11 protein-coding genes are annotated in these 20209 nt (G+C 67.6%); 6 read left to right on the top strand and 5 right to left on the bottom strand.

From position 1 onward, the window contains the following. Nucleotides 1-113: 113 nt before the first annotated feature. From ACIQAC_RS34460 to ACIQAC_RS34440, 5 genes are all read right to left on the bottom strand, one after another. Nucleotides 114-1082: an acetylxylan esterase gene (locus ACIQAC_RS34460; RefSeq protein WP_402198214.1), complete on the bottom strand. Its 969-nt coding sequence runs from the start codon at nucleotides 1080-1082 to the stop codon at nucleotides 114-116. A gap of 189 nt (nucleotides 1083-1271) precedes the next feature. Then, a complete protein-coding gene (locus ACIQAC_RS34455) occupies nucleotides 1272-2594 on the bottom strand; it encodes a glycoside hydrolase family 71/99-like protein (protein WP_402198212.1) in 1323 nt (440 codons plus the stop codon). A 116-nt stretch (nucleotides 2595-2710) separates the two neighbouring features. Further along, nucleotides 2711-3337 (bottom strand): SGNH/GDSL hydrolase family protein, encoded by a 627-nt coding sequence (locus ACIQAC_RS34450; RefSeq protein WP_402198211.1) that lies wholly within the window; start codon nucleotides 3335-3337, stop codon nucleotides 2711-2713. 525 nt (nucleotides 3338-3862) lie between these two features. Further along, nucleotides 3863-5845 carry a heparinase II/III family protein gene (locus tag ACIQAC_RS34445; protein ID WP_402198209.1) on the bottom strand — a complete coding sequence of 661 codons (1983 nt, stop codon included), beginning with the start codon at nucleotides 5843-5845 and terminating at the stop codon, nucleotides 3863-3865. A 79-nt stretch (nucleotides 5846-5924) separates the two neighbouring features. Beyond that, nucleotides 5925-8165: an ROK family protein gene (locus ACIQAC_RS34440; protein ID WP_402198206.1), complete on the bottom strand. Its 2241-nt coding sequence runs from the start codon at nucleotides 8163-8165 to the stop codon at nucleotides 5925-5927. Between the two features lie 353 nt (nucleotides 8166-8518). On the opposite strand from ACIQAC_RS34440, the gene ACIQAC_RS34435 reads away from it, so the two are divergent. The 6 genes from ACIQAC_RS34435 to ACIQAC_RS34410 all read left to right on the top strand — a co-directional run bounded on the left by ACIQAC_RS34435 (nucleotide 8519) and on the right by ACIQAC_RS34410 (nucleotide 20116). Beyond that, nucleotides 8519-9397: an ABC transporter permease gene (locus tag ACIQAC_RS34435; RefSeq protein WP_402198205.1), complete on the top strand. Its 879-nt coding sequence runs from the start codon at nucleotides 8519-8521 to the stop codon at nucleotides 9395-9397. After that, a complete protein-coding gene (locus tag ACIQAC_RS34430; protein ID WP_402198203.1) occupies nucleotides 9394-10323 on the top strand; it encodes a carbohydrate ABC transporter permease in 930 nt (309 codons plus the stop codon). The genes ACIQAC_RS34435 and ACIQAC_RS34430 overlap by 4 nt, the downstream gene beginning before the upstream one ends. Before the next feature lie 85 nt (nucleotides 10324-10408). Next, on the top strand, nucleotides 10409-12034 hold the full coding sequence (locus tag ACIQAC_RS34425) for an ABC transporter substrate-binding protein (RefSeq protein ID WP_402198201.1): 1626 nt from the start codon (nucleotides 10409-10411) through the stop codon (nucleotides 12032-12034). A 51-nt stretch (nucleotides 12035-12085) separates the two neighbouring features. Then, nucleotides 12086-15196, top strand: coding sequence for an alpha-mannosidase (locus tag ACIQAC_RS34420; protein ID WP_402198200.1), 3111 nt, complete (start codon nucleotides 12086-12088; stop codon nucleotides 15194-15196). Between the two features lie 171 nt (nucleotides 15197-15367). Further along, the gene (locus ACIQAC_RS34415; RefSeq protein WP_402198198.1) at nucleotides 15368-17014 is read left to right on the top strand and encodes a hypothetical protein; all 1647 of its coding nucleotides are present in this window, start codon (nucleotides 15368-15370) and stop codon (nucleotides 17012-17014) included. 75 nt (nucleotides 17015-17089) lie between these two features. Then, nucleotides 17090-20116, top strand: coding sequence for an alpha-mannosidase (locus tag ACIQAC_RS34410; protein WP_402198197.1), 3027 nt, complete (start codon nucleotides 17090-17092; stop codon nucleotides 20114-20116). Nucleotides 20117-20209 lie beyond the last annotated feature (93 nt).

The following is a 20209-nucleotide window of genomic DNA, read 5'->3' as shown; positions in this document are numbered from 1 at the left end:
TTCACCTTCGGTCATGCCGACACCCACGCTTACGAAAAGGAGGCAACGGCACTGGGAACCCCTGCTGGCTCCGCTCCGGCAAAATCGCAGTGTCCTGGATGATGGAGCACGGTTCACGCGTACGAGCGGAGCCATCGAACCTTCGCCGCCTCCTGGTAGGGGCCGCCCCCCTCGTGGTCGTTGAAGTCGTAGACCGCGATCGTCCTGTCTTCGTGCGCCCAGGCGTTGTGTGCGGCGAACACGGTGGACGGCGGGCACGTCTGGTCCTCCAGCGCGGTGGAGAACAGGGCCGGGGCGCGTCCCCTGGCCGCGAAGTGGACTCCGTCGAAGTAGGACAGTGTGTGCAACACCTCCGACGAGCGTCCGCGGTGCGTCTTGAGGAACTGGCCGATCTCCCGGTACGGGTGGCGATCCGTCAGGCCGACCGCACGCGGGAAGTCACACAGGAACGGGACGTCCGGTGCGACGGCTGCCAGGTCGGGCACCAGCCCGCCGACGGCCACGGCGAGCCCGCCGCCCTGGCTGTGGCCCGTCACCACGGTCTGTGTCGCGTCGGTCAATGGGTGCGTGCGGGCGGCTTCCACGGCACGGACCGCGTCGGTGATCACTCGGCGGTAGTAGTAGTTCTCCGGTGCGTCGATGCCTCGCGTCATGAACCCCGGGAACGCCGGCGCGGAGCCGACCGGATCTGCCGTGGCGCCTCCGCCGCCGAAGGCGCTGCCCTGACCGCGGATGTCCATGACGAAGTGGGCCCGCCCGGTCGAAGCCCACAGCAGATGCTCGTGAGGCAGGCCGCGCCCGTTGCCGTAGCCGACGAACTCCACGACAAGGGGGAGGGGTCGGGCCGCATCGGCAGGCAGTCGCAGCCAGCCTTTCACCGGGTGTCCACCGAATCCGGCGAATGTCACATCATAAACCTTGACTGTGGACAGCCCGGCATCCACCGCCTCGAAACGTACGTCCAGTTCATGCGCAGTGGCTTCTTCAAGAGTCTTCCGCCAGAAGGCGTCAAAATCCTCGGGTTCGGTGGACGTACTGCGGTAGGAGCGGAGTTCGTCGAGGGAAAGGTCGAACTGAGACATCGACAGCTGCCTTCACGTCAAAATGGTCCGGCCATCCCGCGGATGACCGGACGGCCGATAGCATGGTGGAAATCCGGTGCCGGCGATGTCGTCGCTTCACCGGGGACTGTCTGTTGGAGAACCGTACGGGTGGCGGAGTGGTGTCCACCACCCACGTCGACGGGATTGGTCAGGGCTGTCTTTGGGAACTCATCCGACGGGCGGAATCGGTATGGTCGTGCTGATCGGCGCGGAGCCGTTGATCATTTTCGTGGCTGCCCCCGCGAGTCGCATGTAGAAGTTGGACGACAGGCGGGTCCCGTCGGCGTCGAGCGTGAGGAAGTACTGGTTCGTCGGTATCTGCGACTTGTCTGTTGCGGCGGGTGCGATGGCCGTGGCTTCGTCGTACTCGTCGAACATGGCGATGAACGCGGACGTGGTCCCGCATCGGGCCGCCGCAACGGCTTGATTCCACATGAACTGGCCGGACTTGCGCGGAATTTCGTTCTTCGGTGAGCCAGCTTTCCAATTGGACCATGCGAAGCCAGGGTAGAGGACGGGCTGGTAGTCCTGCCCGCTTGCCTTGAGCTTTGCCATGTCGTCGTTGAACAACTGCTGGTCGACGTTGGGGTTGCCGACATTCCACGGCGAGACCATGTTGAGTGCGGCATACACGGAGGCGAAGCCCGGCTTGGCGTTGGAGTCCGTGCGCCAGCCGCGAGGAACGCCGCCGATGACGTAGCAGCCCTGGCTCTTGAACCAGTTGATGAGCTGCAGACAACCCGCCGCGGTCCCCGCCCGGTTGGTCACGCCGATGCCCCACAGCTCCACGACGGGCTTTCCGCCCTCGCGCGCGTAAGCGGTCGAGGCGGTCAGGTTGAGCGAGCCCTTGATGGTGTTCGTCCAGTCGTTCTGGATCGTCGCCACGAGGTTGGCATCGGTGAGCCCGCTGATGTCGTACTCGATGTAGAAGCCGCGGCCGTACTTCTGGGCGGCGTCACGCGCCTTGGACTGGATGTCGTTGCGCTGCTTGAGACGCGGCTGGCCCACGGCAGTGATGTCGCTGCCGAAGCGCTGAAGGGCTGCGCCATCGATGCCGTACTGCTGCATCCACTTGAAGTGCTGGTCTATCACTGCGGTCGAGTACGAGCTGAAGAGCTTGGCGGGCTGGCCGTTGCCCAGGTTGGCGTACCCGGTCTGATACAGGCCTGTGGAGGGGTAGAGCGAGATGTCCGGGTAGAGCTCGAAGGTCTGGTTCCCCGGGGCCGGGGTGCCGCTGGCCCAGTGGGTCCAGGCGTTGATTGGCGAGCCGTCCCCGGCGGCGGCGAACCAGCCCTGGTAACCGACGTATGTCCGTCCCTTGACGCCGGGCGTCGCGGCAGCGACGTCAGGCTGCATCGACGGCTGGTCACCGCCGGTGACCGCGTTGGCCTGGGAGAGGCTGCCGAGGCCGGCCCATGCTGCTGCCCCTGCGCCGAGGGCGCCGCCCGCACCGCGCAGGAGAGTTCGCCGGGACGGGATGTGATCGGTCATGGTGGGGTCCTCTGCTTGAGTCTGAATGGGGGGAGGAACTCGTGGCAGTACGGTCGACGCGAACCGGCAGTGGTCGTGATGCCGGGCGCATCGGAGGCCGTGGAATGGAGGCGCAGTCAGGTGCGGGCCGCGGCAAGGGCACTCGGCGTGCGAAGGGGCACCAGTGAGGAGGGGGCCGACCGGAGCGCGTTGTGCCAGACCGAAGCCATCTTGTCGTAGCCGGCCTTCGTGGGGTGAATGCCGTCGGCGAGATCAGCCGTGGTCAGGGCGTCGTACATTTTCACCAGGCGGACCTGGGATCCCTTCCGCGCAACTACTGACGGAATCGCGGCATTGTATGCCCTGACGCGCGACTCCAGGGTTGCGTTTGACTGCGGAGGAATGGTCGCCACGAAAATGATGGTCTGCGGCTTGATTGCCCGAATATGGTCGATCAGTCCGGAAAGGCGGTCGGGGGCATTCTCGATGTCGTGGTTCTGATTGAGGTCGTTTGTGCCAATGAGAAGCATGATGGTTCGCGGGTCACTCTGCCCCAGCCACGTCTCGATGTTCGTGTCGAGCTGGTCGATGCGCCAGCCAGGGTGGCCTTCGTGGTCGCGGTCGCCGAGTTCGGCCGGACCGTTGGTCTGCGACCCGACGAAATCGACGGTGTGTCCCCCTGCGGCGAGGAGTTGCCACAGCTTCACCCGGTAGCCGCCGGGGTAGGGCGTATACCCGTCGGTTATGGAATCACCGAGCGGCATGATCCGTACGCCCCCGTTGGACTGGCCTGGGACTGCCGCCGAGGCGGACGCACCTCCCCAGACGGCTGCGGCGGTTGCGAGGGCACCGCCAAGGATCGCCGTCCGTCTCGTCACAGGAGTAGGCATGGAGAATTCCTTCGAGGAGAGAAAGCTCAGAAGAACAGGGCAAGCGTGGGTGCCACTTCACCGGTCGCAGGTGGGGAGTCGGCACGCCAAGGTTGAGGACGGCTGCCGCAGCCCATGCCACGAGCGGTTGTGGCCTGGTGCCAGGAAATTCATTGGACTGGTCCACGTCAAGACCGGCGGCAGGCTCTGCTCGGGTGAACTGTGGCGTGGAAACCTTGTTGCTTTCCGGTGCCCTTCGCGTTTCGGCGGTGTGAACAGGTGGTGATTGCCTTCGTGACGCCTTGCTTGGCATTTGCTGTGACTTTGTTGTTGGGGGTGCGTGGCACGTAAATACTTTTGCTTGCCCGGCACGGATCCCTTCCCGGAGGCGTGCCAGAGACGCGCACCGGATGGGTGTGGTCACGCAGTGTCAGGAACCTTCAGTGGCCTCGCCGTCAGGAGGTGCCTGTTCTCGGAGAGAGGTTGGCGGGCGGTGAGCACCAGGCGGCCGACCGAGGTACCCCATACGCGGGTGAAGGCGGGATCGGTGAGGGGGACCCTTTCCGCTTCGGCGGCGAAGGCGACCGGATCCCAGTTCACCAGCAAGCCGCGCCCGGCTGATGGACTGACAGTCGCCGATCCCTCGGATCTGATCGCGATTTCCCCGCCCAGGAGCAGGTGAAGGGCGAGAGACCCTGCGGCGGAGCGGAACCGCCAGAGGTCAGCCACCTCGACGCGCTCGTCGGGTCCGCGCACCAGACGGACGGTTCGGAACCAGGACTCCAGGTCGGCTTCGGGCGGATAGGCCGGCGCGATGTCAGAGGTCAGTTCGTCCCCGCCGGCATCGTGGCGGGCGGTCACCGACGTGGCCCGGAAGCTGGGTCCCGGCAACTGCCCCAAGCCGTTCACGACAGGTACGTTGTGATATTCGCTGGTCATGGACCAGATGCTGTAGCGATCCTCGTTGAACGTCTCCCTGCGGTAGGTTCCCACTCCCGCGTCGATGATGATGGGGCGGCTGTCAACGGCGACGATGAAGGTTCCGACGTCGTTGTGGTTGTGGCTCTCGTCGTTGTGCCCGCCCTTGGCTGCGACGAGCAGGCCGCGGCCGGAGCCCGATTGTGTGCGCGACACCCACACCTGCGTGTCGGGCATCCAGATGCGCGAGGGCAGCGGGAACGCGGCCGGTGGTGTGGCGCGCCATTCGCGGTCGAGCAGTGTGTCCAGCGCTCGGCGCAGGTCGAAAGGCCCGCTCGGCTGCCAGACGGCTCCGCCGGCGTGCTCACGAAGAGCCCTTGCGTGGGCGCTGACCGTCGGCTGTCCAGTGCGATGTCCGTAGCGGTGGAGCAGCGCCGGTGCGGTCTCGCGCGGGCGCGCCGGGCCGTCAGCAAAGTTGACGGCCCATCCGCCACCGATCCAGGTGTTCACGGCATAGCGGGCCATGGCCTGGACGAGTGGATGGTCGAAGACGCCCTGGTCCGCGTCCAGCAGCGACGTGATCGTTTCCAGGCACTCGAACAAGCTGGCGCCGGCGCGCCACCAGTAGTGCGGACCCTCGTCGCAGCCGCCGTCCCTCGGGTGCGCCCGCAGATAGTTCTCCAGCCCCTGCAGAATGCGGCATACCAGCGCGGTACGGCGATCGTCGGACTCTTCCGTCAGGGCTGTGGTGAGCAGCAGCTCGGAGTGAATCCACGGGTTCCAGTTGTTCAGCTTGGCTGTTGAGCCGTCGTACCAGCCCCATTCGTTCCGCTGCAGATAGGGGGTCAGGACTCGGGTGGACACCGCTTGGCGCAGTCGGCGGCGAACCAGCGGATCGCGCCGGTCCAGTTCGTCACCTATGAGTGCGTCCGTGAGGGCGAGGAGCACGGCGGTGCCGGACGCCCCGAGATCCAATGTGGGGTGGTCGGGGTCGGCGAGCAGACCTCGTTCGGGACCCAGTACCCGGAAGTCGTGGGCGGGCCAGCACCAGGTCGTCTCTTCGCACAGCGCCCATACGCCGTCCATCACGTCGTCGATGAACGCGTCAGTACCTGTCGTCCCGAAAGACAGGGCGGTCGCCAGCACCGCGTGGCCGAGCCGGGCCCTGCGTGCGAAGACCGGTTCCTGATGGCCCCAGCGATCACCGTCGCGTGCGAAGCGTGCGAATGACGAGGCAGGCAGATCTGGCCAGGGCAGACCGAGCGACGCGCGGGCGGTCTCCAGGATGCTGTCCCGGGCGCCCGGATCGACAGCCTCCCAGCGACGGCGGTCTGTCAGCGGTGGCACCGGGCTCCATCGGCCTACAGCCGGCATCCGGTGAGAGACGAGAGACGACGGGAACAACTGCGTGAGCTGCGGATATCCCGCGTCGGCTTCCGCTTCTCCCTGCCGGGTGGGTTCGGAGCCGGGCTGCGGCGACGACATTGTGTCCCTTCCTGTGAATGAGTGGGGTGGGCTCGCTGCGGTGGAGGGAGTGGGTTCGGGAACGGCGTTTGCCGGTCCGTCAGGCTCCGGCTCCGTTGTGGGTGCGCAGGCGCGGTGCGAAGGTCATGTTGAAGACTCCCGCCGCGGCGCCCACCGCTGCGGCGGAGGCGCTCAGCGTGGAGCAGGTGACGCGTACTGTGCGGGCCTGACGGGCCATGGGGAAGCGGTTCACCGCCGTCGAGATCTCCGCGAGGTAGAGCTCCGCGACTTCTGGGAGGACCGCCGGTCCACCGACGATCATCAGATCGATGTCGTACAGATCGGTCATGGCCACCGCGCCCCGGGACAGGATGCGCGCGACCGCACGGATCGCGCTCACGGCGCGTTGATCGCCCGCCGCCGCCGCTGCGCACACGGCGTCGTAGGCGACCTCGCCGCCAGGTACGACAAAGCCGGCCTGTCCGGCCTGGGCGACCACGGCGGACATGGGAGCACACTCCGGCACCATGGACGGACCGCCTTCGGGCGTCAGCTGACCGAGGGCATAGGCGGTCAGCTCACCGAACTCGCCGGCGTTGCCCGAGGCCCCGCGATACACGTCGCCGTTGAGGAAGGCTCCGCTGCCTGCCCCGGCCCCGAGGTAGAGGTATACGAAGTCGGTGCTGCTCTCGCCGGAGCCGAGCCAGTGTTCACCGATCGCGGCCGCGGTGGCGTCCTTCTCCAGCAGGGTCGGAAGCCCCAGCATCCGGCTCAACTCCGTCTGCAAGGGGAACTCTCCCCACTTCGACCACAGGGGAGGGCTGAGCAGGACCCCCTCGTTCATGTCGAGAGGCCCGGGTGCAGCCACGCCCACACCGAGGAGTTTGGTCCCGAGGGTGCCTGCGGCGCGGACGGCCTCCGTCGTAGTCCGGGTCATCCACTCCAGGCACGACTCCGGATCACTCTCCGGGGTGACGGGAAGACATCGGCTGTCTCGCACATTGCCGCACAGATCGACCAGAACATGGGTGATCTTCTCCGGATCGACATGGATCCCGATCGCGCAGGCGGCCGCGGGCTGCAACTTCAGTGGGACCCGGGGCTTGCCCTTGCCCGTTGAACGGCGTTGGTCCTCCGCCAGAAAGCCCGTAGTGAGCAGATTGCGGGTGATCCTGGACACTGCCTGCGGCGTCAGCCCGGTGCGTTGTGCGATCTCGACCCGGCTGAGTGTGCCGGCAACCCTCACGGCCTCGATCACCAGCTTCTCGTTGAACGAGCCCAACTCCATCTGGTCGAAGGCGCGATGCGTCGCCCGCCGGCGCGGAGCCGTCTCCCCCTGAGCCGCACGCAACCAGCGAAACGGCGTGCCCGGTGGCGCCTCGGACAGACTCCGGGCCGCGTCGGTGAGAGTGTCCAGAGCGACCCGTGCGCGTTGTGGCTGATGGAGCAGTTCAAGTTGAGCCAACAGGCAGATGGTGGCTGCCCAGCCCATGGACGCTGGGGCCTTGTGCTGCTGGGCTCCTCCGAAGAGGCCGATGTCGCCGTCCCCCCAGGTAACGACGTGGATTCGGCGTCCTGACCACCGACCCGTGAACGGGGGTGCGGGAGCGGAGAGGTCGGTGGCCGTCTCCGGACGGGAGGTGGCAGCGGTCCTGTGCAACGGCTGCGACTCGGCGTGCGTACTGTGGTGACCGGCGCCGTCTTTCAAGTCTTCCGGCTGCGCCTGTTGCATCACCGCCGTCAGCGCGGCATATCGCATCTGACGTTCTTCTGCTGTGGCCGCGCCCGCCCTGCCTGGCCCGGAGGGTACGGCTTCGGCGATCACCACAAAGGCCCTGCCGTCTGCGTGTGCACCTGCGGCGAGCAGTTCCGAGCGATGGCAGCTCAGGGGTGGATGGACCGGCAGCACGACCGTGGGGTCTGCGGCTCCGGGCTTGATCTGCCACCGTTGCCACACCTTGCCTAGCGCGGTGTGCGACAGCCCGAGGTGATCGCCGAGGGCCCGGGCCGACCAAGCATGTTGTGGCGGCGGGGGACCGGCCAGTGTGGCGGCAATGACGTCGGCCTCGTCAATGCGGACAGGGCGCCCGCTGCGCGGACGGTGTTCGAGGCCGGCGAGGCCATGGGTCGCATAGCGCTGCCGCCAGGCGGTGACCGTGGGGCGGGAGACCCCCAGTGCCTGGGCGCTGCGGGAAACCGACAGCCCGGCCACAGCGTCCTCGACGATCCTCCGACGGACGGCGCGATCCTGCCTGCCTTCAGCCCAAGCGTGGAGATCGGCGAGTTCCTGCTCGGTCAACGACCACGTATTTGGTTTGTGCATGACCCTTGATATCTCCACGGTGTAAAAGTACTTAGTGGCCGTTTGCTTTGCTGTTGCATGGCAGTATTCGGCGCACGTATCCGGTCAGGTAGAAGCGCAGTCACCTGCGGCAACGTAGTCAGGTAGCCGTCACCAGCGCGCCTTCCGGAATCGCCTTGCAACATACGGCCGACCGCTCTTCATGTCCAACGGCATTGACGCCAAGCAATCCGTGGGACTTACATAAGCGCGCCAGTCCAGATGCGGAAAGGGACGTCCGCATCTCGGGGAAGGGATCACACGACATGACAACGGTTGATCGGCCGCGCGACAGGCCGGATACTGCCAAAGCGCCCCGCCGGGGGAGGCCTCCCGCAGGCTCTCGGCGCAACATGGCGCTCTTCTGGTTCGCGGTCCCTGGTACGGCTCTGCTGCTGCTGTTCCAGTACGTGCCGCTCCTCGGCAACGTGATCGCGTTCCAGGACTACCAGCCGTTCACCGGGATCATGCACAGCAGGTGGAGCGGGTTCGACAACTTCAAGATCATTTTTAACGGGGACTCCGCGTTCCTGCACGCTCTGGTCAACACTCTTGAACTGACCGTCATCCAGGTTGTGTTCGTCTTCCCGCTACCCATCCTGCTGGCACTGCTGCTCAACAGCCTCGTCAGTGAGCGAGTCAAGCGTGCGATTCAGAACGTGCTGTACCTGCCGCACTTCCTGTCCTGGGTCGTGGTGGTCGCCATCTTCCAGCAGATGTTGGGCGCAGGCGGTCTGCTGAACGTCTTCTTCGAGTCGAACGGCATGGGCACCTGGAACATCATCGGCAACCCGGAGCTGTTCAAGACACTGCTGACCTCCCAGGTCATCTGGAAGGACACGGGATGGGCGACGATCCTGTTCCTGGCGGCGCTCTCGCGGGTCGACACCGATCTCTACGAGGCGGCTGCCGTCGACGGTGCCAACCGGCTCCGGCAGACCTGGCACGTGACCCTGCCCGCGCTGCGCGGACTGGTCATCCTGCTGCTGATCCTGCGCCTCGGCGACGCCCTGAGCGTCGGCTTCGAGCAGATCGTGCTCCAGCAGACGGGCATGGACAAGAACACCACCGAGGTGCTCGACACCTACGTCTACAACAACGGCCTCGTCGCCGGGCAATGGGGCGTCAGCGCCGCCGTGGGCCTGGTCAAGGGCCTAGTCGGCGTGGCGCTCGTGCTGGGCGCGAACAAGATCGCCCATCTTCTCGGCGAGGAAGGCATCTACCGCAAATGACCACACTGCCCACGCGGGGCCGCAGGCCCGCGCACGCCTACAGCGCGGTACCGGGCCAATCCGGCGGCTCACCCGCCTGGCGCACCCTCAAGTCGCTGATCCTCCTGGTCTGCGTGATCCTCGTCGCGGTCCCGTTCCTCGCGGTGCTTTCCACATCGCTCGCGGACGCCGCGCAGATCAACCAGACCGGCGGGTTCGTGCTCTGGCCCGACCACCCGACGCTCGACTCCTACAGGGCCCTCCTCGGCGGCGGCCTGGTCTCCCGCGCGATGCTGGTCAGTGTGGGCATTACCGTCGTCGGCACCGCGATCAGCCTCGCCGCTTCGATCACCCTCGCCTACGGGCTCAGCCGCCCGGGCGCGTTCGGCCAGAAGACGATTCTGCTGCTCCTGGTGTTCTCGCTGCTCTTCGTTCCCGGCGTGATCCCCAGCTACCTGCTGGTCAAACAGATCGGGCTGATCAACAGCTACTGGTCGCTTATTCTGCCCACCGCCGTCAACGCGTTCAACGTGATCGTCCTGCGCTCGTTCTTCAGCAGCCTGCCCAGGGAACTGATCGACGCGGCCCGCATCGACGGCGCGAGCGAGTGGCGCATCCTGACCCGCATAGTGGTGCCGCTGTCGAAGGCCTCCATCGCGGTGATCGGCCTGTTCTACGCGGTCTCCTACTGGAACGCCTTCTTCAACGCTCTCATCTACATCAACCAGTCGGTGAAGTGGCCGCTACAACTGGTGCTCCAGACCTACGTGGTGAACAACGCTGCAATCGGTCAGGGTCAGACGTCGGACCCCGCTGCCGCGCTGCCGCCCACGGTCGCGCTCCAAGCAGCCATCCTCATCCTGTCGATCGTTCCCATCGTCATCATTTACCCCTTCCTGCAGAGGCATCTGACCAAGGGCGTGATGATCGGCGCGGTCAAGGGCTGAGCAACAGGAACGAGGACGGTTGTCAGGCCATCATCCTCGGGGCCACCCCTCACACCGACCGCACAGAAGAAGGGATGTGCCACCCATGAGTGCGCACCTCACCCGGAGAAACGTCCTGCTGACAGGACTCGCCGCTGCGGCCGCTCCCGCGCTGGCTGCCTGCGGTGACGGCGGCGCCACACCGTCTGTCGCGGACAACGCCGACGTACGGCTTCCGGACTACGTTCCCTACCAGGACGTACGTCCGGACCTACCTGGCACCAAGGCCGGTGTCCTCAACGGCTACTACCACTACCCCGAACGCCCGGTCGCCGCGGCGCCCGACGGCCCGCCGGCCGAGGGCCCGTCCATCAACGTCATGACCTTGACGTACAGCCCAGTGCCGCCTCCGGTGGACAAGAACCCGATGTGGCAGCAGCTCAACAAGGCGCTCGGCACATCGCTCAACTTCGAGAACGTGCCGGTCGCCAACTACCCGGTCAAGACCGCCCTGACCGTGGCCGGCGGCGACCTGCCCGACGCCATGCTGGTGCTGCCCGCCACGCCGCGCCAACCCGCAATGCTCAACGCACTGTTCGAGGACCTGGCGCCATATCTGTCGGGCAGCGGGGTACGCAAGTACCCGTTTCTCGCGAACCTGCCCACAGCGTCCTGGAGCCCCATGGTCATCGCGGGCGGTCTCTACGGCCTCCCGATGCCCCGCGCCAACAGCGGTTCTGCCATGTTCTACCGGGCGGACATCTTCAAGAAGAAGGGCCTCGACCCCGCACCGGCGTCCTTCGCCGAATATCTGCAGCTCTGCAAGGACCTGGCCGAGCCCAAGAACGCCAAGTACGCAAACGGCGACCCCACAGTGACGCTCTACTTCCTCCTGGAGATGCTGAGCGGCGCCAACACCTGGACGCAGCAGAACGGCCGGTTCACCTGGTGGCTCGAGCAGACCGACATCCTGCGCGAGGCCCTGGACGGCATGCGTCAACTGGTCAAGGCGCAGACCATCCACCCTGACGGCTTCACCACCGTAGGCAAGTTCAAGGACTGGTTCGGCAACGGCCAGATCGCCATGAACTACGACGGTCTCTCCGCATGGAACCAGTACCTCCTCACCTACGGGGCCACCGACCCGAAGTTCGACGTCGACGCGATGGTCGCGCCCGGCTACAGCGGTGGCAAGGGCACCCACTGGGCCGGACGCACGTCCTTCGCCATGCTGAGCCTCAAGAAGGCGTCGCGCGAGCGGATCGAGCAGCAACTGCGCGCGTACAACCTGCTCGCCGCGCCGTTCGGCACGGACAGCTACCTGCTGCGCAAGTACGGAGTCAACGGCCACGACTTCACCTTCAAGAAGTCGGACCCGATCCAGAACCCCATAGGCGTCACGGACACCGGCCTGCCGACCGGCTTCGTCACCGACTCCCCGCAGAGCATCTACTACCCGCAGGGCGCCGAACCGGTCAGGCGGCAGCACGCCTTCCAACAGCGCGCCGTCGATGTCCTCGTGACGGACCCGTCCTACGGTCTTTACTCGGAGACCAGCACCACAGCCGGCACCACGATCCAACAGAACATCATCGAGGGCCCGCTCAAGGGGTACATGCGCGGAACCTCAAGCTGGAACGACATCGCGGACGCAGTGAAGAGCTGGCGCAAGGATGCGGGCGACAGGATGCGCGTCGAGTTCGAGCAGTCCTGGGCCGCTCTGCACAAGTAGGCGTTTGTCCGCCCGGCCACTACTGAACCATCACGCAAAGGATCTCGCACTGTGCACGACGAACGACGGACCACCGAGGCACGCGTCCGGAAACTACTGGAGAGGGTCATACGGCCAGCGCTGTACAGTGCCGCACGTCCGCTCGCTCTCGAAGCCTGGCACGTCGCAGGCGAACCGGTGCCCTTCGCCGACGCCCAGCGCGCTCTGTACGAGCCCATTGCACTGGGCGACACCTGGGGCAGGCCCTGGGCCACGACCTGGCTCAAAGCGACAGGGGAGATCCCGGCCGAATGGCAGGGCCGCAGGGTGGAGGCAGTCTTCGACCTTGGCTTCGACCTCAGTCGCGGACCCGGCGGCCAGGCGGAGGGACTGGTATACCAGGACGGTACCCCTGTCCAGGGCCTGCATCCCTACAGCCGCAGTGTCCTGCTGACGGCCGAGGCGGCCGGCGGCGAAGACATCGACCTCATGGTGGAGCTCGCGGCCAACCCCGACATCTCCGGCAGCCAGGCAAAGGGAACCCACTTCGGCTCCCTGCGCACCGCGGGTGACAAGCACCTCTACCAGCTCAAGCAGGCCGAACTCGCCGTCCGCGACGAGGATGTCTGGCACCTCATCCACGACATCGAGGTTCTCGACCAGCTCATGCACGAGCTACCCGAGGGCTCCTCGCGCCGCCACGAGATCCTCTACGCCCTGCGCCACTGCGCCGACACCGTCGACGCGCACGACGTCACTGGCAGCGCCGCCGCCGCGCGCGCCCAGCTCGCCGGTGTTCTCGCGCGGCCCGCGCACGGCTCGGCGCACACCGTGACAGCCGTCGGCCACGCGCACATCGACTCCGCCTGGCTGTGGCCGGTCCGCGAGACGATGCGCAAGTGCGCCCGCACCTTCACCAACATGACCACCCTCGTCAACGAGTACCCCGAACTCGTCTTCGCCTGCTCCTCCGCGCAGCAGTACGCCTGGATCAAGGAACACCAGCCCGAGGTCTTCGAGCGGATCAAGAAGGCCGTCAAGGCGGGCAACTGGGCGCCCGTCGGCGGTATGTGGGTCGAGGCCGACGGTAACCTCCCCGGCGGCGAGGCCCTGGCCCGCCAACTCGTCTACGGGCGGCGCTTCTTCGCGCAGGAGTTCGGCGTCGAGCAGCACGGCGTCTGGCTGCCCGACTCGTTCGGATACACCGCGGCCTACCCGCAACTCGCCAAGCTGGCCGGGGCGAAGTGGTTCCTCACCCAGAAACTCTCCTGGAACGAGACCAACCGGCTGCCGCACCACACCTTCGCCTGGGAGGGCATCGACGGATCCCGCATCTTCACCCACTTCCCACCGGTCGACACCTACAGCGCCGAACTGTCTGCTGCCGAACTCGCCCACGCCGAGCGAAACTTCGCGGACAAGGGCCCGGCCACCCGCTCGCTCGCCCCGTTCGGCTACGGCGACGGCGGCGGCGGCCCCACCCGGTCCATGCTGGAGCGCGCCCGCCGCCTACGCGACCTGGAGGGCTCACCCCGCGTTGAGGTCGACCACCCGAACGCCTTCTTCGACACGGCCCGCGCCGAGTACGCACAGCTCCCCGTCTGGCGCGGCGAGCTGTATCTGGAGAACCACCGCGGCACCTACACCAGTCAGGCCCGCACCAAACGCGGTAACCGCCGCTCCGAGGCCTTGCTGCGGGAGGCGGAGTTGTGGGCGGCCAGTGCCGCTGTACGTGCCGACGCCCCTTACCCGTATGAGGAGTTGGAGTCCATCTGGCGCCGGGTGCTGCTCAACCAGTTCCACGACATCCTGCCCGGCACCTCCATCGCCTGGGTCCATGAGCAGGCCGAGCAGGTCTACGGGGAACTGCGGCAGGACCTGGAAGCAGTCATCGACGCGGCGGCCGACCGGCTCGGCGACGCCCCTGCCACCGGCTTCCTCAATGCCGGGCCCTTCGACCGTCGCGAGGTGGCCTTCCTGCCCGCACGGATCGATGGCACCGGGCCCGTCCGGGGCGGACAGCGGCTCTCGGACGGCCGGACCGCCTTTCTGGCCGACGTCGCCGCGCTCGGCACCGGCAGCGTTCTGGAAGCTCCCACCACCGCCGTCACCGTGCGAGCCGAGAACGGCGGCTACGTCCTGGACAACGGGGCCGTAGCCATCACGATCGACGCCGATGGCCTGGTCAGCAGTGCCTACGACCACGATGCGGCACGCGACGCCATTGCCCCCGGAGCCGTCGGCAATCTCCTCCAGCTGCACCCCGACGACCCGAACGTCTGGTCTGCCTGGAACATCGACCCTTATTACCGTGACACCGTGAGCGACCTGCGCGAGGCTCATTCGGTCACCCTCGCGGAGGACGGCCCGCTGCTCGCCTCGGTGCGCGTCGAGCGCCGGTTCGGCGCCTCGATCCTCGTGCAGCACCTCGAACTTGCCGCCGAGAGCAAGCAGCTCACCGTGCGCACCGACATCGACTGGCAGGAGCGCGACACCGTACTGAAGGCGGCCTGGCCGCTGGACGTGCACGCCGAACACGAGAGCGCGGAAATCCAGTTCGGCCACGTGCGGCGCCCCACACATCAGAACACGAGCTGGGACGCGGCCCGCTTCGAGCTCTGGGCACACCGCTGGGTGCACGTTGGCGAACGGCACTGGGGAGCCGCTGTACTCAACGACTCCACCTACGGCCACGACATCGCCCGCGACACCCGCGACGGTGGTGGCACCACCACGACTCTACGGTTGTCCCTGCTGCGCTCCCCGCACAGCCCCGACCCTCAGGCCGACCGGGGCAGGCACGCTTTCACCTACGCGCTGGTCGTCGGCGCCGGGATCGAGGAGGCCGTCGCGGGCGGGTACGCCCTCAACCTGCCCCTGCGGCCGAGCGCCGCTGCGGTGCGCCCGCTCTTCGCCCTCGACACCACCGACGTCGTCGTGGAGTCAGTGAAGCTGGCCGACGACCGCAGCGGCGACGTGGTGGTCCGGCTCTACGAGGCATGCGGCGGCGGGGTCACCGCGACCATCACTGCGGATTTCTCGGTCACCGCTGTGAGTGACTGCGACCTGCTGGAGAACCCCAAGCAGGCACTTCCGCTGACCGCGGGCACCGCCGTGTCCTTCGGGATGCACCCCTTCCAGGTCCGCACGTTGCGGCTGCACCGGCCGCGTCCATCGGCCTGAGCACCTTCGCGAACCAGGTGCCGTCCGGTCCAAGGCGGGTCCGGTACCCAGTTCGGAACGCAGTGCGGCCGGAGAGACGACCAGGCTCGGGATGCACACGGTCGCCCCCAGGTGACCCACCCGGGCACATCGCGTGGCACCGCTGCGCCCGCACAGGAAAGCAGGAGAGGCATGCCCCCCACTGCCCGGCCCCGGCCCATGGCGCAACCCGGCCTCGCCGGCGAACTCCTCCCCGACATCAGCGAGCTGCTGCACGAGTGGGCCCGGCGCCCGGGCGCACATCCGATCCTGGGGGACTGGCGCCGGGCCGGGCACCGCCGCGGCGCCGACCTGCCGGCCGACCCCGCGGGCCCCGTCGTCCCGGCGGCCGACCACGGGATCCTGCCCGACACAGGGCAGGACACCAGCGTCGCGCTGCAACGGGCGCTGGACGATCTAGGCGCCGGCGGCGGCGGCGTTCTCCTGCTCAGCGAGGGCCGCTACGTCCTCGACCGGCCGCTTTTCATCCACGATTCCCACACAGTCCTGCGTGGCGCCGGAACCGACGGGACCACTCTCTTCTTTACCCGGCCACTCGCCGAGAGCCTGGGGCCGGTCATCGAGGAGGACGGCGGCCAGAGCGCCTGGTCGTGGACGGGCGGACAGGTCTTTCTCATCTCCCGCGAGCGCCTCGCTGCGTCAGGGGAGGCGGGTTGGGACATCACCCGCGCCACGGAAGGGTGGCTGCCTGGACCTGTCCAAGCAGCTGTCTCACCGGCCAGCCGGGGGACCCAGATACTCCTCGTCGACTCGACCGCTTCCATCACTTCCGGAGCCATGGCCCTGCTTGAGGTCGACAACCTCCCCGACCGCGCCCTGCTCCGGGAGATGACGGGTGGTGTCCCTGGCGCCGACACCTACGAATGGGGCCGCCGCGCGGCTCGCATCACCGCTCCGGCAGGACTCGCCGACTACCGGTCCTGGAGGTGGCCCCTGGTCGTCACCGAGGTCCTCAATTCCCGTGCCGTGCGAACCGAGCAGCCGCTGCGGCTGACCATCGCGCCCGGCATTCCGGCCCGGCTGCGCGCCCTCGGCGCGACCGTTCACGACAGTGGTGTCGAGAACCTGACCATCGAGAACCGGCTGCTGGCGCAGACCCGGCACAACCGGCACCCAGGTTCCAATGGAGTGTGCTTTCAGGCCGTCCATGACTGCTGGGCCCGCGACGTCCGCGTGGTCAACGCGGACTGCGCGTATGTGCTGACCTCGGCGAAGTCGTGCACCCTGTCCGGCATCTCCTACCGGGGACGGGCCCTGCACCACTTCGTGGCCTGCCGGGCACAGTCACACGACAATCTCGTTGAGGACTTCCTACTGGAGGAGTTCACCATCGCGCCGGACCCCGGCAGCGTGGTCCACGGGATCAACCTCGAAGGCTTCTCCAGCGGCAACGTCTACCGCCGGGGTGCCATGCGCGCCGGCACCTTCGACTCCCACCGCCAGCTGCCCTTCGAGAACCTGCGGACCGACATCACCCTCTACAACACCGGCCATGCCGGTGGCGCCGCCGACGCCGGACCCCGCTACGGGGCCCGCACCGTCAACTGGGGCGTCACTGTTACCAACGGCCGCAACCAGAACATCGACGTGTCCGACTCGGCACCGTGCTCCGTGACGGCCGGCATCGTCGGCCTCGCTCGGCCCGGCTCGGGTGAGGAGGGTGAATTCGGCAGCGACCTCGGGTCGCTCCGACTGGCCTTCGGTACCGAACTCGGCGCCGCCCGCGACCTGCTCGACCTCCAACGCGGCATAGCGCCTCCGCACCAGCCGCGGAGCTAGAGCGGCGGCCCGCTCGGCACACGCGATCACGAGCGCCTTGCCCACCCCCCATCGCACCAAGCAGGAGTCCTTTTCATGCACGACGACCGGAATCTGGTCGAAGCACGCCTGGACCGCGTCCTCAGGGAACGCCTCCGACCCGCCATCCATCCCGTCAGCACGCCCCTGACCGTGGAGATCTGGGCCGCCCCCGGCGAGCCCGTGCCCGTGGCCGAAGGGCTGGTCGCCCCAACCCGGCCGATTGCCCCGGGCACTCCCTGGGGCGCCCCCTGGGGGACCAGCTGGTTCAAGGTCACCGGCTCTGTGCCCACCGGGTGGGCGGGCCGTACGGTCGAGGCCGTACTCGACCTCGGTTTCACCCCGCGCACCCCCGGCTTCCAGTGCGAGGGCCTCGTGTACCGGCCCGACGGTACCCCGGTCAAGGGCGTCCACCCGCGCAACACCTATGTCCGGGTCGCCTCGTCCGCGCGGGGCGGCGAACAGGTGCACTGGCACATAGAGGCCGCGTCGAACCCGGACATCCACTCCAGTGGAGCCCCCTTCCAGCCCACCTACAAGGGCGACCTGACCACCGCCGGCGACGCGCCGCAGTATGTCCTCGGCGAAATGCGGCTCGCCGTCCTCGACGAGACCATGTGGAACCTCGTCCTGGACCTTGAAGTGCTTGGCGAGCTGATGGCCGAACTCCCCCTGGACGGCGCGCGCCGCTGGGAGGTTCTGCACGCCGTCAGCCGTTCCTTGGACGCCCTCGACCTCCAGGACATCGGCGGCACCGCCGAGGCCGCCCGCGACGAGCTGGCCGAGGTGCTCGCGGCATCCGCCGACTCGGCCTCCCACCACATCAGCGCCGTCGGCCACGCGCACATCGACTCGGCGTGGCTGTGGCCGCTGCGCGAGACGGTCCGCAAGGTTGCCCGCACAGCATCGAACATGACCGCCCTGCTGGACGATGAGCCCGACTTCGTGTTCGCCATGTCGCAGGCCCAGCAGTTCGCCTGGATCAAGGAGCACCGCCCCGAGGTCTACGCCCGGGTCCGCAAGGCCGTCGCCGACGGTAGGTTCGTGCCCGTGGGTGGCATGTGGGTCGAGTCGGACACCAACATGCCCGGCTCGGAGGCGATGGCCCGGCAGTTCGTACACGGAAAGCGGTTCTTTCTGGACGAGTTCGGCATCGAGGACGACGAGGTCTGGTTGCCCGATACCTTCGGCTTCGCAGCCGGTCTGCCCCAGATCATCAAGGCTGCCGGCGCCACCCGTCTGCTCACCCAGAAGATCTCCTGGAGCCGCACCAACAGCTTCCCCCACCACACCTTCTGGTGGGAGGGCATCGACGGCTCCCGGATCTTCACCCACTTCCCACCTGTCGACACGTACAACTGCGAGATGACTGGCCAGCAGATCCATCACGCGGCCCGCAACTTCAAGGAGAAGGGCGTCTCTCGCCACTCCCTCGCGCCGACCGGCTTCGGTGACGGCGGTGGCGGCACCACCCGCGAGATGGTGGCCAAGGCGGCTCGGCTGCGCGATCTCAACGGCTCGCCCACCGTCGCGTGGGAAACCCCGGCCGCATTCTTCACCAAGGCTCAGGACGAGTACCCCGAGCCGCCGGTCTGGGTCGGGGAGCTGTACCTCGAACTGCACCGCGCCACCCTCACCACCCAGGCGCAGACAAAGCGTGGCAATCGCCATAGCGAGTCCCTGCTCACCGAGGCCGAGCTGTGGGCCGCGACCGCCGCCCTGCGCACAGGCCATCCCTACCCGTACGAGGAACTGGACCGGATCTGGAAGACAGTGCTGCTGCACCAGTTCCACGACATCCTGCCCGGCTCCTCGATTGCCTGGGTGCACCGCGAGGCTCGCGAGACCTACGCCCGCCTGGCCGGGGAACTGAACGGCATCATCGAGGCCGCGCAGCGCGCGCTGGCGGGCGACCCCTCCGGCGGCGCCGAACTGGTCTTCAACGCGGCGCCGCACAGCCGCGCCGGCGTGCCGGCCGGCGGCGCCTGCACGCAGTCGGCGGCGGACCAGGCGGTCGTACCCGAGCCGCGCGAAGAGGGCGGCTACGTCCTGGACAACGGCCAGGTGAGAGTAGTCGTCGACGCGCGCGGCCTGGTCGTGTCCGCGTACGACATCGCCGCGGGCCGCGAGTCCATCGCGCCGGGCCAGGCCGCCAATCTGCTCCAGCTCCACCCCGACCTGCCCAACGAGTGGGATGCCTGGGATGTCGACGCCTTCTACCGCAACACCGGCAGCGACCTCACGGACGTCGACGTACTCGTCCGCGAGGGCACCGCGATCCGCGTCGAGCGCGCTTTCGGCTCCTCGCGGGTCACTCAGATACTCTCGGTGCCAACGGACGCCAAGCGGCTGGACATCAGTACCGAGGTCGACTGGCACGAGACCGAGCGGCTGCTCAAGCTGGCCTTCCCACTCGACGTGAAGGCCGACCGGTACGCCTCGGAGACCCAGTTCGGGCACGTCTACCGGCCCACCCACCAGAACACCAGCTGGGAGTGGGCCAAGTTCGAAGCCTGCAACCATCGGTTCGTGCACATCGACGAGCCCGGCTGGGGTGCGGCGGTTGTCAACGACTCCACATACGGCCACGACGTGACCCGCAGCGTCCGCGCCGACTCCGGTACGACGACCACCGTCCGCGCCTCCCTGCTGCGTGCCCCCCGTTACCCCGACCCGGAGACCGACCAGGGTGTGCACCGCTTCCGGCACGCGCTCGTGCCGGGTGCGTCCATCGGCGACGCCGTCCGCGAGGGCTACCGCGCCAACCTGCCCGAGCGACGGGTCGCCGGAGCCGTCGCCGACGTCGCCCCGCTGGTCGCCGTGGACCACGACGGTGTCGTGGTCAGCGCCGTCAAACTCGCCGACGACCGCAGCGGCGACCTGGTGATCCGGCTCTACGAAGCGCACGGCGGCCGGATTCGCGCCACCCTCAAGGTGGACGGCGCGACCCCCGGCGGCACCGTTCTCGCGGACCTGCTGGAGCGCCCCCTCGCGGGCACCGAGCGGCCCGCCCAGAGCGAAGGAGGCATCCTGCTCGACCTGCGTCCCTTCGAGATCGTCACGCTCCGCGTGGGACAGCCCTGACCATCCGTCGACCCCGTCCCGCCTGCACTGAGGAGAGGTTTTCGTGATGACAGCCAACAGGAGGCGTGTCGAGCGCCCTAACGCCGTGTGTGT

Origin of the sequence: Streptomyces sp. NPDC088387, from assembly GCF_044753385.1 — a bacterium.
Classification (GTDB): Bacteria; Actinomycetota; Actinomycetes; order Streptomycetales; family Streptomycetaceae; genus Streptomyces.
Note: the sequence above shows the minus strand (reverse complement) of the source record. Positions and strands in the feature narration are given on the sequence as shown.